Consider the following 14141-nt stretch of genomic DNA (forward strand, 5'->3'; position numbering starts at 1 on the left):
CCAATAAATCGGTAGTCTGCTGTGCGTTACCGATCGCAGAGATAACTACTGAAAGGCGAAGCTGGAGTGTGGATCGAGTCAATCAGGATCGAAGGCGGGACCCTCGATGGCTTCCACCAACATCTCCGTCCCGGTCTGAATGTTCTCATTGGCGGACGGGGCACGGGTAAGAGTTCGATAATTGAGCTTATTCGCTTTTGTCTTGGGGCACCTTCCTCATCCGATACGATTGCAAAGGACTCGCTCGAACACGCCCTCGGCGTGCTTGGCGACGGCAAGATTACAATAACACTCACCGATGAACACGAGCGCATCGAAGTCTCACGGATTGCCAGTGATGACGAAGACCAATGCCCGATTGATGTCGCAGCGCCGTTGGTCTTCTCCCAAAAGGAAGTCGAGCAGATTGGAGCACGCTCCCAATCGCGCATGCGCCTAATCGATGGTTTCGTGTCGGGAAGGAGCGCGGCCGCCTCAAGGCAGGCGCCGCTGCATGCGCGCATTAGGTCGGCTTCAAGCGAGATTCGCGCCCTACTCGCTGAAATTGATGACATATCAGAAAGACTACTGGCACTGCCACGAATCCAGACAAACTTGGCCGAGCTACAACACCAGGGTGCGGCACAGCGAGCGCGTAGCGTTGAGCTGGACGCCCTGCGGCGTCAACTCGACGAGTTAATTCCGCTAGCGAGTGCCGCAAATGTTCGCGCGGCGTCGATAGAGCGTTCGGCCGCAAAACTTGGCGAGTGGACAGACGAACTCGAACTCATTTGCAGCAGGCGACCAACGATCGAGGCTTGGCCCGTGGAGGCAGCGACCTCTGACCAACTTAGTTCACACCGAAGCCGTCTTACGGCAGTAAACCGGACGTTGGCGACCACCATTGACGAGTATCGCCGGATAACGTTGGAGCTAGATGGCCTCCGGCAAACCGCTCAACACGAGAAAGCGGCGACCGACGCACAGAGCCGTGAAGTTCGGCAAAAAATCGAGGAGCAGCAAAAGGGTGCCAGTATCCTCGATCGCCAGATCAGCGAACTCAGCCAGGAGATCGCCGCGTTGAACTCCCTAGCGGCCCTCAAGGCCGAGCGGATCGAGAGAATCAATAGGGTGAACCACCAGCGCCAGGCCGCGCTCGACGAATTGCACGCCCAGACGCAGGAACTTACAAAAAGCCGCCACCAAATTGCATCGGGGCTCACTCGTGCATTATCGCCTGCTATCCGGGTTACCGTTAAGCCCTTGGCGGATTATCGCACCTATCTCAGCGTGCTCAATGGCGCCTTGCGAGGAAGCGGTTTGCGCTATCGCGAACTTGCCGAGCGCATCGTCGCAACATTTAGCCCGCAGGAGATCGCGATCCTGGCGGAAAAGGGCGACGCAGCCAAAATTGCCAACGCACTAGAGATCAACGAGGAACGCGCTCATCGCCTTGCTGAATCGTTGCGCGGCGATGCGGGAACTGAGCTTTTTGTTACCGATGTAGGTGACGAAGTCATCATCGAGCTCCTCGACGGGACAAGTTTCAAGACCACCGACTTCCTGTCGATGGGACAGCGCTGCACTGCGGTCCTTCCAATCATTCTGCAGCACAACGAGCGCATTATCGCGCTCGATCAGCCGGAGGACCATCTCGACAATGCCTTTGTCGTGGGCACACTCGTCCACGCCATACGTGCCCGCAGTCAATCCGCGCAGACGATCATCGCCACTCACAATCCAAATATCCCTGTTCTCGGCGATGCGGACTTGGTGACCCATCTTGAATCAGATGGAGATCGTTGCTTCGTCCACGTTGCGGGTGCCCTAGACGATACAGAGGTGGTCCATTCCATCACCAATATCATGGAAGGCGGATTGGAGGCATTCCAGCGACGCGCCACCTTCTACGCAGAGAGCGGCGCCAGTGACGATTGATCCATTCAGGAAGCTAAGCTCTTCGGATCCTCGTGAGCGCCTTGAAGCAGCGCGCCATCTCGCGGACCACGCACAGGCTACCCATGTCCCGCTTATCGAAAAGGCTCTCGCGGTCGAAACGGTGGCGTGGGTCGCGAGCGCTTTGCGGCGGGCGATTCAGAGGGCCACGCCAACTGAGATCCGAACCGCACCAGTCGAGAAGCAAGACCTCCCGATTGACCAGACAGCCGAGATCTATTCCGAAGCGCTCGAAACGACCGCCAAGCAGATCATTCATGAAATCGAACCTATCCTTGGTTCGCTTCGTCTGTCCGCGGAAACTGAGGTTCCCAACTTTGAAAATTCGGACACAAAGCGTGGGCTAGATCGGATGGAGGCGCTCGTGGCTGGCTTAGCCCGATTGCGGCGCGCCGCCAGCGCTCCAAAAATCGAAGAGATCTCGCTCACAAATTGCATTTATCAATGGATCGAGGAGGAAGCAGGGGCGGGTCCTGTCAGCATTTTACGCGCAGGCCCACACGAATGCACGGTCGAAGCAGACAAGGGCCTCATATGTCTCGGCTTTACCAATGGGCTGCGCAACGCAATCGACGCAACGCTCGCGCTTGCAGTTGAAGACGCTCGGTATCCAGACATCGCAGTGAATTGGGGAGTTACCGACAAGGACGTCTGGATCGCGATCGTCGACAGTGGCGTCGGATTTCGGGGCAATGTGGCTCGCGCCTTTGAGATCGGTTCAACCACTAAGGCAGGACATCTCGGTATGGGTCTCGCAACCGCTCAGCAGGCGATGACGTCGCTGAACGGCAGTGTCCGCCTCATCCCGGGCGACCGTGGAGTCCGATTCGAGATGCGTTGGCCGAAGGCGGTGGGTTGATGCGCATTTTGCTAGTTGAGGACAACGTCGATTTTGCCGCATCGATCGAAAAGGCAATTCGCGGCATCGACGGCTGCGAGGTGACTTGGCGGCGTAGTAGATTGGGAGCGCTTACCGCAATCGCGGAGGAGCCCTTCGATGTGGTAATCCTCGATCGTCGTATTCCGACCGAAGACGACTTTCTTGATGATCATCAAGACCATGGATGGGCTGTGTTCCAAGCGATTGCCGAGCAGCTTCCCGGTACGTCTGTATGGTTTCTCACCGGCACTGTGGATCCGGACTTTCCCGTCGACATGCTCCGCGACCATGGTCGACGTGGCGATATACATTGTTGCGGCCGCGAGGATCCTATCCACCAGGTGTTCTGGAAAAATCGAATGAACGATTGCGTCGCCGCCGTGCGATCGTTTCGCGCGGAGGTTCAAAGAACTGACCAGATTCACTTGGAATACGTGGACGCCCCCGTGAACCTGCGCGGGGAGGAAATGCGCCTATTAAGGCTCTTTGGACGAACGCACGGCGGCAGCCGAGTCGAAGTCCGTCAGCTCGCTGGCGGGCTTTCGGGTGCAAGGGTGTTACGGGTCACGGTTTTCAACGCCGCGGGCGCCGCTCAAATTACGTCGGTAGCAAGACTTGGAGTGTTTAGCGAGATCGCGGTCGAGAAAGCGAAGTATCATTCAGAGGTGGTGAGGCTTGCACCTGGCTCCTTTCCTCAAGTGACCGCCGAGATCGCACTGGGCGCCGGCAGTTTCGCAAGCATATTCTACGGCGTGGTTGGGGCTGAGGTGAGAAGCCTTTTCGATATCCTTACCAATGACCCGATCGCCGGTGCGGCCGTCCCGGCGCAGGTTCGTGCCGATCACGCGATCTGGCATGGAGCACGCCAGATTGAGCGGTTGCGGGTCTCAACCATTCGGCGGAGCGTCGTCGGTGATGTTGTCCTCCAAGGACTCGGCGAGGAGCTTGCGGGACTTGACTTGGGCGCAGTTGAAGCGATCGAGGTGGACGCGGCGCGCTGCATGCAGCATGGGGATTTGCACTGTGCGAATGTTCTTTTCGATGACTTCGCACGGCCAATGGTAATCGACTATCCCGAAATTGGGCGTTCGCTTGCCTCGCTCGACCCTGTTGCTCTTGAGTTGAGCACAATCTTTCATACGGATGCACCCGATCGCGCAGGATGGCCTACAGAAAACCAGGCAATAGGCTGGACCGAGATTGATCTCTTTTGCGCCGGCTCACCGTACGAGGCCTATATTAGGGCTTGCCGGGCCTGGGCGTTGGGCGTTGCGGGATCGGAGCAAGAGGTATGGGCGGTCGGATACAGCTATGCGCTCCGGCAGTTGAAGTACCGCGATACCGACAAAATACTGGCCCGCGCCATTATCCGCGGGTGCATGGAGCGGCTGCTGCGTGGCGCCGAAGGCGCATGAAAAAGCCCGGTGCGGGAGGAGATGCACCGGGCTTCGATTCTGACTGACAACTTGGGAGGAGGAGGGTTGCCAGTCGTTGCCCGAAGCTGCTGGGAGGAGGAGTGCAGCTCCGACCACCCGAATGTATGCTGCATTGCAGCATTCTTCAAGAAGCCGCCGTGCGAAATTTTGCGCTCCAAGCGCTATTCGCTGGCATCACCCTGCACGGAAGGAAGCGCAGCGGCCAAGGCCGTCACCAGGCCGACCACCTTCCTGCGGATGGTGTGCGAGCTGATCCGTGCGAACGCCACGTTGAGGTCTCGGCCCTCGTTGGTCTCGATGAAGCTGACCAGTTCCGGCGCCGCGGCCGCCACGGCTTGGCCAGGGTCGACCGTCGAGCCCGGGAAGAAATAAGCGGGCGGCACGCCGAAGGTTTCCGCAATCATCGCGAGACGACTCGAACTCACCCGGTTGGTGCCCTTTTCATATTTCTGGATCTGCTGGAAGGTGACGCCGAGCCGGTCGGCCAAGGTATTCTGGCTCATACCGGCCAGCCGGCGCTGCGCCTTGATCTTGCCGCCGACTTCGACGTCGATCGGATCGGGGATCTTCGCCATTCAATTTCCCCCGATCGTCTCGATGATGTCGTAAGCCTTGGCTCGTTGCCTGGGATAGTTCCCGGTCAACATCAGAAGCCGCGGCTCCTATTGGTCCCACCTGTTTGTTCCATTGAACAACGTAATGTAGCCGCCAGCAGCTCGGCCAGCACGGCGTGACTACGGAGAGACTCCTGATCTTGCGGGCAGGACAATATCGTTGATATTAGCGTTGCCGGAACCTCTTCGGCAAACGATTTAGTGTGCTCGGAAGGGACACGGATCGAAGGCCAAGAATGAACGAAATCAATCGTATAGGGATTTTGAAAAAGGGATTGACGCTCGGAAGCAGCGCGTGACTGCTTCGCTCGTGAGTCTAGGCGATCACGCGGCGCGGTGCAAACATTCAGAGTAGAAAGTCTAAATGAATTCAGTCCGAAGATGCTGAAAGTGGTTCCGCCGATAGGCACCCGGCGATATGGCTGGATTTCGCGAAGAGGGAAACGAACAGTGGGTTGTGCTGCGCCGAGGGAGAGTAAACGCCATGGATGAGACCACCGAGACGATGACGATCTCAAACCGGAGCGATTTTGCCCTTTGGGCCATCGAGCGGGCGAAGGCGATTGTCGCCGAAGAGGGCGGCAACCTTGCGATCGCCACCCGAGACAAGGGCGACGATGAGGTCGCCGCCTCGGCCAATGCGCTTGGCCAGGCCATCGTCAACGCCCTCCTGGAAGTCTTCGACGGCTTGATGGAGGAATAGGAACGCGCCTACCGTTCGGCTCCGTCCCGGTCGTTGCCGCGCTGGCGCTCCTGTTCCGCCTGCCGAAGGATTTGCTGACGCTGCTCGTCCTGGGCAGCCTTCGACGCGCCGGTCTGTTCCCGCGCCGCGCGGGACGCGCGACCGGCGGCAATTGCCTGCTGCTGGGCGGCAATCGCGGGATCGACGGTTGCCGGCGCTGGCCGGTCCTGGGTGCGCGCCTCGTCGACGCGCGCCGCCGGCGGCGTGCCCCCTCCCCCCGCTGTGTCGTTGACAGAGCGCATCTGCTGCATCTGGATGTCACGGCGCTGTTCTTCGAACAGCGCGGAGATTTCCTTGCGCATCTCATCGACCGCTTGACGCTCCGCGCTGCTGTCGACCATCGTCTCCAGGCGGTCCATGGACTTGTTCGCCCGCGAGACGCGCTCGTCGAACTGTTCCAACGATAGGGGCATGGCCTTTTCCTTCTGCTGTTGAATGGTCGCGATCAGGGTCTTGAATTCCGCCAAGGGCTCCTTCCGCGGCGCGCCGGACCGCTCGGCCAAGGCATCGAATTTCTGCTGCAGCCAAGGCGACGGCGCACCATGCTTGGCGGAGCCCGCCGCCTGGATGACGACGGCGGCGCGCAATCCATGCGCCAGCAACCGCGCCTGGAAATCTCGGGTCACCGAACGTGTCTCGGAACCAGGGCCAGTCTCGTCGTTCTGCCTGGCCAGCTCGCGCTCGATCTTGCTGACGCTCACGGTGGTGGGCGCCAGAATCTGGACGGACTTGCCCTCGGCCGAAATCAACTTGGCCTCGACGCCAATGGCCCCCTCGACGATCACCGCCATCGTCTCGCGCTGAATGGACTGTTCGACGTCCAACCGGAGGAGAACGTAGCCGCTGGCCCGAGCAGCAGTATTCGGTGCTTGGGCGGTGGCCGCGGCTGCGAACCGGTCGGCCGCCGCAATCACGGAAGGCTCTGCGACGGCCCGCTTCAGGGCGCTCGCGGTCGCCTGCCATTTCGGGGCAAGCGCGAGGTTGCCATTCGTGAGCGACGCACGGTCGACGACGCCAGCGCGCTTTCGCTCGACGCGATTGATGACAGCCGTCGTCTTGAGATAGCGAGGATCCTGTCTGCCGCGTTCATAGGCGCCGGCCTGCGCCTGACTATAAGCCCGCGTCGCGGCTACATCCGCGCGACGAGTGGCGACCATGGCAATGCCTTGCTCCCGCGCCTTTGCCGCGAAGCGCTCGCGCCATTCGTACAGCTCCGGTTTGGTGAGCCGCAGCGCCTTGCCGACATCGTCGCGCGCCGAGATCATCGCATGGATATGAACATGGCCGGTTTCCGGGTGATGCGCCGTAATCCAACGATGGCCGGCGACCTGCTCGCCGAGGAAATCCCGCACGGCGCGGGTCATCGCCTCTGGATCGGTCCCGGCCCGCGCCGAGAAGATAATGTGGAAAGCGTTGCGCGGCTCGACGGTGCGAATGTGCGAAGACCAGGAGCGCCAGATGCCGTCGGCTTTTTCCTTGACGCTGGAGCCGGACTTGGCCCGATCGCCTTCGCTGGTGGTGATGGCCTTCTCCGTACGCAGGAACTTTTCGAGGAAGTAACGGCCGGATTTCTCCGAGACGGCTGCACCGAGAATGCGGACCTCGGCCGACAAGCCGGCGTCGGCCAGCCGGCGCGCGAAATCGGACTCTGCATTTTCCACGGCGCGCGCCGGCCCCTCGCCTTTCTCGCGTGCCTTCAGCGCGCCGGCGATCTTCTTCGCCGGCAGATCGGTCACCGCATAGATCGAGACCTTGCCGTCCGGATGCCGGGAATAGAGGAAGGGCTTCGACCCGAAGGCGGCGTTCAGGGCATCGTGGAGCGTGTCGTCGTCGACCTCATCGGAAAGGGTGATGGAAAAGGTCGCGAGCGCGTTGACCGCATAGGCATCGCGAAAATCCGCGCCCCACTCCGCGAGCGCGGCGGCGCGCTCTTCGCGGCTGGTGATGGCAAGGCCATCCTGATCGTAAACCGGGATATCCACCTTGCCCTTCTCGCCGTTTTCGTTCTCGACTTCCCGCGTGCCGAGATAGGTCATCAGACCCGCGGCCGACGCCCGGCTCGATACGGTCGATGTCACCTTGATCACCACCGGCTGCGCACCGGCGGCGATCGCCGCGCGGCTCGCCGTCTCCGCTTTGGATCTGTCCTTCGCTGCGCCTCGCGCGCTCAGAGGACGGGCGACACGCGGCGCGGCTGCAAAGGACGCCCCGCCCCCTCCCCCGCCGTCCGACTTCTTCAGCTCATCATCATCCGCCCGCTTGCCGTCGGCACCCAAAGCTCCGACCAGCGCAATGACGTCCTGTTGCGATGACCGTGGCACTTGCAGGATCGACGCGATTGTCGGCTCGCTTCTCGACACGGCGCCAGGGTGCGCCTTGCTCGCGATGCCCTTGGCTACAAATCGGCGCGGCGGCTCCCCGCCCGACAGGGCGTCCCCGATCGCGCGCCGGCGACGCAGCTCCTCTTCCTCGTCGATCAACGAGGTGGCGCGGCGGGCGGAAAAAGCCTCGATCTCACCAAGCAGCCCGGACCAGTCATGCGCCACGGCCAGCTCCCCTCCGCTCCTTGCGGCTGATCCGCAGCATCAGATCGACGTCGGCGCGCAGCCGGAACACGCCATCGAGGAGGGTGCGCAGGGCCGCGTCGAGATGCGGTTCGTAACCGACGCGACCCTCGTTCATCGCCCGGACCGCCTGGTTGAGGTTGATGCCGATGCGCCGCAACTCCTCGTTCGTCCCCCGCAGGGCGTCGGCCTCGGTTGGCCCGACCGGGAGCGGAAGGCCCGCCTGTTCGCGAAACAGCAGCCGGATGACGTCGCTGGCGGTGCGGTTCTCTCCGCAAAGGACGGCGAGCGCTTCTCGCTCCTCCGGCTGAAGACGGACCCTGACCACCTCGCTTCGCATCGTTTCCTTCCCGCTTGCCAGGTTGCCGGAGGCGACCCAGAGCGCCAGAGGCGCGAACTACAGCCCTGCCGGAGGCGGGCGACGTCGAGTTTGTACCACAAACTTGACTATCCTGCCATAGAAAACTAAACTATATTTTATTACACAGGCACAGCACCAGACAGACAGGCGCTCTCGACCCACCCGACACGACCGGCGCCTATGCCAAAGCGTCTCCCCATGAACAATTGCCCGTTACCCGCGCTCTGGTTAACAGTGACATCGCGGTTAATTGGCAATTAACCATTAAAAACGGTTAGTTAGCAGCGGGAAATTGCTCATTATCAACGGTCAATTGATGATTGCCCCTTCACCGTTGCCCGTTGCCGGTGGGCAGTCATCAATCGTCAATTATCAATGGGCAATGAACAACGGGCAATGATTTCGTTGCGGAAAAGAGGCAGATGAATTAATTATAGTTTACTGAAATCAAGGAGCCACAATGATCGTCACCATCGCCAACCCGAAGGGCGGGACCGGGAAGACCACGCTCGTCCGGGCGCTGTCAGGCACCGCCGCCCATGCCGGCAACGACGTCTTCCTCATCGATGCCGACAGCCGGGCGAACACAATGCGCTGGGTCACCATGTCGAAGCAGATGAACATCTGGCCGGACCGGCTGGAAGCGAAAAGCTGCCTCGACCCGAACCGGATCTACAAGATGGCGCTGGAGCGCCAATTCGAAGGAAAGATCGTCTTCATCGATATCGAGGGAACCACGAACGAAAACTTGTTCGCCGGTCTCTATTGCGCCGACATTGTTCTGATCCCGCTGCAGACGACCCAGGACGATGTGGTCGCCGGAATGCAGCTCGCGCTGAACCATATTCCGGTGGTCGAGGAAGATCAGAAGCGCAAGCTGCCGGCGCTAATCGTCATCAACCAGCACGATCTCGTCACGGGCCGGGCCAAGGCCCATGAACCGCTGCGCGAAATCCTGCGGGAAAGCGGCGTCGCCCTTTCGTCGCAGCCGATCGCGCGGCGTGCCGCCTATCAGTCGATCGGCGCCGCCGGCACGCTGCAGACCGCCGCGAAATCCGATCCAAAGGCAATCGCCGAGATGGAAACGCTACTCGGTGAGCTGCTGACTCTCTACAGGTCGACGGCGAAAGAGGCTCTGCTATGAGCGAAGGATCGGACAACAAGAATCTCGTCCTCGGGCTGATCTCGACCGGCCGCGACCGGCCATCCGTCCGCGAAAAGACCATGGACTCTCCTCCCCGGCGAAAACCGACGATGATGGCGGCGCATCGCCAATAGCGGCAGCTGGCAGGACTCAGTTCCGCGATCTGGTCGCCAAGGGCGAAAGCCGCGATCCCATTGCGGGTAAACGTTTCCGCGACACCGAGAAGGTTACGACCGGCATCCATATCCGCGCCGAGGTCCACAAGAAGCTGAAGATCCTCGCCGCGATCGAGCGGCGCAAGTTCAACAGCTACATCGAGGAAGCCATCGATGACTATCTGCTGAAGATCGCGGATCGGATCCCCGACATTTCCTGACACAAGCAGGAAGCGGGCGATCATGCGCTTCGCTTCTCGCCTCCGCCATTCGCCCGCAGCGCGGCCATCAGCATCGGCCCAAGGCCGAATTCGCCGCGCGCCGCCTTGCGCGTGAGGTCGCGAAGATAGCCGCCGGCCGAGTTGATGTGCTCGGCGCGCTCCAGGATGCAGGCTATCGAAACGGCGGCATTTTCAGGCCCCATCACCTCGCACGCCTCCTGATAGGCCGACGGGCTGACGCCCAGCATCGACCGGATCACGACGGCGGCCCCCATCAGGTCGCGCCAACCGTCTATTCGGCCGCCCACCGCGTAATCGGCAATCTGCGGGCACGCTCTCAGCACCAGCGATAACGGGAATGCCTTCAGCGGCTCCGCAATCTGTTTTGGTTTCTGGCTCGGCTTCTCCCCCTGCTCATTTCTTGAGCGAGGTTCAAGTTCATGGAAGGATTCGGGTTTTGAATTCTGTATGTGACGACCGTTATGGTGGTCATTGACGTCCATTTTTTCTGCTTTTACCTGAATTTCCAAGCGGTTGATGATTTCCTCGCGCAAAAGCTCCATTTCGTCGAGCACCGCATCGACGTCTTCGCGGTGAGGCGAGCGCGGGAGACGCGCCAGGAGGCCGATGAACATAGCTTCGATCGTCGCCCAATCACCATCCGCGCCCTCTTCCATGGCCGCGGAGATGAGCTTGCGGACATCGCGCCGGCAAAGCGACAACGCTTCTTTGGCGCGCTTGAACTGAAGTCGCTCTGCGGCGACCTGCTGCGCAAGGTTCGCGATCTGGGCGGCACGGGCGAGCAGAGGGGCAAGGCTGAATCCGAATGCAGCCTCGATCTCCCCTCCCCTGCCCCGATGCGCATAGCGCTTGCCGTTCGGACTGTCGCGGCGTTCGATCAATCCTGCGTCTACCAGCGCGGCAAGATGCCGGCGCAAGGTCGTGCCGGCGATGCCATGCGCGCGCAGAGACAACTGGTTGTTCGACGGGAAAACGACCAGGCCGCCGCTCTCGTCGGAAAGCTCGTCGCTCGGATAGAAGCTCAGCAGCGCCTGCAGAACAGTGATTGAACGGTCTTGCAGACCGAAGACATCCTTCGTCTCGCCAATGTCATTGAAGACTTTCCACTTGCTGACCGCCTTGCCCGGGCCTCGATCGGCCGTTTCGAGCTGACCTCTCACGAGGGCGAGCGTCATCGGCCGCCGCCCGTGGGGCGTCGTCACGCGTCCTGTCTGCATTTCCTTCACCTTTCAAATGGCAAAAGAAATCCGCTCACCAAACGGTGCCAAAGACTCTTGACTGCGATTCGTGGAAATGCGATTCTCGTTCTTGCGACAGATACGAGGAAGGCTTCCACAACGGCAACGTTTGGGGGCCTTTTTCTTTTGGGCTGAACTCCTACGTTTTCTGATCCTTTGCATCTCCGTTCTGGGCGACGAATGCGGAGTAAATCTCCGGCAAGCGGCTCAACAGAAATGCGGCGAATTCTGGCGTATCCTTGGTCGGGATGGTCAGCTTGACTGCCCTTTTCCCCGTTTGCGCGGTAGCGATCCTTTTACCTTCGGCCGAGTGAATGATCTGCTCGTCCTTGGTCGTCTCATTTCGGTGAGACAGCGCCTTAAAAAGCTTCTCGAAGCGAATATCGCTCGTTAACGCGTTGAATGATTTCTCTTCGATGAGGTTGCGCCAGACACCCCGGCTCTGGTCATTACGAACAAGCTCCGTGAAGGCTTCCCAGCGTGGTCTACCGATCGACTTCGCCGGTCCGATCGCTTCGATCAACTCCGATGGCAATGCGCTGGCCAAGGAAATCATGCCCGACAACACACCTTTGGACGTGATGGCCAGCGCATCCATGGTCACTTGTCGACGAATGCCCTTCTGTTCGAGGCGAAGCGCAAAAAAGGCTTTCTCGATGAACGAAAGATCCTCTCGATCGGAATTCTCTTTGCCTTGTGCAAGGACGAGGTCATCATCGGAGAGGTTGCGGACAATCGCTTTGACATTGCGGCCGAGCTGACGGGAAGCCTCAACGCGCCTATGACCAAATGCCAGCTGATACTCCCCAGGACGCTGCGGATGCGGGCGCACAAGGACAGGGATAATTTGACCGGCAGAACGTATTCCCTCGCGAAAGGCATCGAACTCGGGGCCGGTAAATCCGCCCAGCCGATCTCGAATGAACGAACGTTCTATCACGGTCGGATCGATCTCGACGATCGTTTCTCCTGCTTCCAACTGCTCGCGAAGGCGCTCTGCCTCCTCCGCTTCCGTGGCGAGGTTGGCAATCGCCTGGTTCATCGAATTCAGGGCGCCCGATTGGACCACCGGCTTGGTCCGCACGACGCCCTCGGCCGTCGGCTCGATCGGCGATAGGAATCCGGCGAGTGCGTCTCGGCGTTTGCTCATACCGTTCGTCCCCAACTCTGCTTGACCAGTTTTTCGATCTCGCCATTGACGTTGTCGAGCGCTTCGATGGCGCGGTCATAGGTTGCGCGATGGAAGTTCTCTCGGCCGACCTCATACAATGTTTGCTTGGTGATCCCCGCATCGGAGATCGCCGCCGACTTCAGAACAGCGTTGGTGAGAACGCGATCGGCAAACAGACTCTTCAGGAGACCGACGATTTGCCCCTGCGGTCCATCACTCGGCTCGTAGCGAGTAACGACGTAACGGAAGAAATCGTACTCGGCATTCCCCCCTGCCCTTTCCACGACGTCGAAGAGCCCGGCTGTCATATGGAGGAATTGAGACATCGAAGCGACATCGAGCATCTGAGGGTGGATCGTGACAACGACGCTTCGCGCCGCGCAAAGGGCCGAAAGCGTGAGGTAGCCAAGGGAAGGCGGGCAATCCAAGATGACGATATCATAGTCCTGTTCGACGGATGCCAGCGCGGTCGCGATCCGTGTGAAGAACATGTTTTCGCGACCCCGACCACGCTCACTCAATATGCGGGGTGTGTCGTGCTCAAACTCTTGCAGTTCGAGATTACCCGGTACGATATCAAGGCCGGCGAAATAGGTCTTCCGAATGATCGAACCTAACGGCCGTTGCTGATCATCGTACCGGATGGCGCCGTAGATCGTCTCGTTCGGCTCAAGGTCGAACTCGGGCTGAATGCCGAAAAGAGCGGAAAGGGATGCTTGGGGATCAAGATCAACCGCCAAAGTTCGATAACCGCGAAGCGCGAAATATTGCGCGAGGTGCGCCGCGGTGGTGGTCTTTCCGGAGCCACCCTTGAAGTTGGTGACGGCCATCACCTGAAGCGCTTCGCCAGGAGTCCGCTGTGGCGAGTACCCCTTTTTGTTCGTACTGAGGTAGCGGCGGATTTCGTGGATCTGCTCAAGTGAGTACATCCGCCGACCCGCGCCATTCTTCTCCGCCTCGGGGATGTTCCCCTCGCCCTGGAGAAGGCGCAGATACGCATCGCTGATTCCAATCAACTTCGCAGCCTCGCCGGCCATGAATTTCCGCAGCTGCTTCTCGGCAGTCGGCGGGAACGCTCGAGCGCGTAGTTGCTGAAGCTGAGCACTGAGAAGGCTGGCATCCGCTTCGATCAAGCGTGTTAGCGAAGGTATGGCGGATGCACGCTCTTGCAGCGGACTAGCGACTGGAGTCATTGTAAACGCTCAATCTGGTGAAATCGAAGAATGAGCGTAAATTGCTCCGAGTCGCAGAGTCGGTCAAGGGAAAATGGGTTAACGGAAATTAACCTTTTCCACCGCCCGCATCTACCTTGCTATAAGTTCTCAGCTGAGAACTTTTTGTTGGCGACGATGTAGCTGTCCAGTCGGCGCTCTTATCGAACGACTGGCCAAGCTCATATCGCTCCGGAGAAATATTGAGTCTCCGGAGAGGCGGCCCCTGATCCGGCAGGATCAATGAAAAGTTCTCAGCTGAGAACTTTTTGTTTGGCGATCAAATGGCCTGTCGAGCAGCACCTTACCATCCATCGCGACTCAAAGGGAGAGGGATAGGGGTTTGGGGAAAGGGAGGAGGGAACCGTCCCCTTTCCCCATGGGTGGGTTCAAGGGAGGGGCTTGCCCTTCCCTTCGGGAGGCGGTTTGGAGGAGGGGGCTTGCCCCT

The 14141-nt window shown here is 59.9% G+C and carries 11 protein-coding genes; 5 read left to right on the forward strand and 6 right to left on the reverse strand.

Annotation, left to right across the window (positions count from 1 at the left end; all coding sequences use genetic code 11):
• The first annotated feature begins 66 nt into the window (after positions 1-66).
• Genes shn_RS31845 through shn_RS31860 form a run of 3 tightly spaced genes read left to right on the forward strand, consistent with a single transcriptional unit; the run spans position 67 to position 4230 of the window.
• Complete coding sequence (locus shn_RS31845; protein ID WP_064334487.1) at positions 67-1917, forward strand: AAA family ATPase; 1851 nt, start codon at positions 67-69, stop codon at positions 1915-1917.
• On the forward strand, positions 1907-2794 hold the full coding sequence (locus tag shn_RS31850; protein ID WP_064334488.1) for a HAMP domain-containing sensor histidine kinase: 888 nt from the start codon (positions 1907-1909) through the stop codon (positions 2792-2794). The genes shn_RS31845 and shn_RS31850 overlap by 11 nt, the downstream gene beginning before the upstream one ends.
• Positions 2794-4230 carry a response regulator gene (locus tag shn_RS31860; RefSeq protein WP_084438712.1) on the forward strand — a complete coding sequence of 479 codons (1437 nt, stop codon included), beginning with the start codon at positions 2794-2796 and terminating at the stop codon, positions 4228-4230. Before shn_RS31850 ends, shn_RS31860 begins: the two co-directional genes overlap by 1 nt.
• Before the next feature lie 182 nt (positions 4231-4412).
• Here the strand turns inward: shn_RS31860 and shn_RS31865 are convergent, their stop codons facing one another.
• Positions 4413-4826, reverse strand: a complete 414-nt coding sequence (locus tag shn_RS31865) for a helix-turn-helix domain-containing protein (RefSeq protein WP_050747111.1) — start codon at positions 4824-4826, stop codon at positions 4413-4415.
• A gap of 523 nt (positions 4827-5349) precedes the next feature.
• On the opposite strand from shn_RS31865, the gene shn_RS31870 reads away from it, so the two are divergent.
• Positions 5350-5568 (forward strand): hypothetical protein, encoded by a 219-nt coding sequence (locus tag shn_RS31870; RefSeq protein WP_050746818.1) that lies wholly within the window; start codon positions 5350-5352, stop codon positions 5566-5568.
• Between the two features lie 8 nt (positions 5569-5576).
• On the opposite strand, the gene shn_RS31875 is transcribed toward shn_RS31870, so the two are convergent.
• Positions 5577-8153 (reverse strand): relaxase/mobilization nuclease domain-containing protein, encoded by a 2577-nt coding sequence (locus tag shn_RS31875; RefSeq protein WP_064334490.1) that lies wholly within the window; start codon positions 8151-8153, stop codon positions 5577-5579.
• Positions 8143-8511 carry a plasmid mobilization relaxosome protein MobC gene (locus shn_RS31880; RefSeq protein WP_050746820.1) on the reverse strand — a complete coding sequence of 123 codons (369 nt, stop codon included), beginning with the start codon at positions 8509-8511 and terminating at the stop codon, positions 8143-8145. The genes shn_RS31875 and shn_RS31880 overlap by 11 nt, the downstream gene beginning before the upstream one ends.
• Before the next feature lie 481 nt (positions 8512-8992).
• On the opposite strand from shn_RS31880, the gene shn_RS31885 reads away from it, so the two are divergent.
• A complete protein-coding gene (locus tag shn_RS31885) occupies positions 8993-9676 on the forward strand; it encodes a ParA family protein (RefSeq protein WP_064334491.1) in 684 nt (227 codons plus the stop codon).
• 396 nt (positions 9677-10072) lie between these two features.
• On the opposite strand, the gene repC is transcribed toward shn_RS31885, so the two are convergent.
• The 3 genes from repC to repA form a co-directional block, all read right to left on the reverse strand.
• Positions 10073-11290, reverse strand: coding sequence for a plasmid replication protein RepC (gene repC, locus shn_RS31890; RefSeq protein ID WP_064334492.1), 1218 nt, complete (start codon positions 11288-11290; stop codon positions 10073-10075).
• A 160-nt stretch (positions 11291-11450) separates the two neighbouring features.
• Positions 11451-12461, reverse strand: a complete 1011-nt coding sequence (repB, locus tag shn_RS31895) for a plasmid partitioning protein RepB (protein WP_064334493.1) — start codon at positions 12459-12461, stop codon at positions 11451-11453.
• A complete protein-coding gene (gene repA, locus shn_RS31900; RefSeq protein WP_064334494.1) occupies positions 12458-13675 on the reverse strand; it encodes a plasmid partitioning protein RepA in 1218 nt (405 codons plus the stop codon). The genes repB and repA overlap by 4 nt, the downstream gene beginning before the upstream one ends.
• Positions 13676-14141: the final 466 nt, after the last annotated feature.

The organism is Shinella sp. HZN7 (assembly GCF_001652565.1).
GTDB classification, from domain to species: domain Bacteria; phylum Pseudomonadota; class Alphaproteobacteria; order Rhizobiales; family Rhizobiaceae; genus Shinella; species Shinella granuli.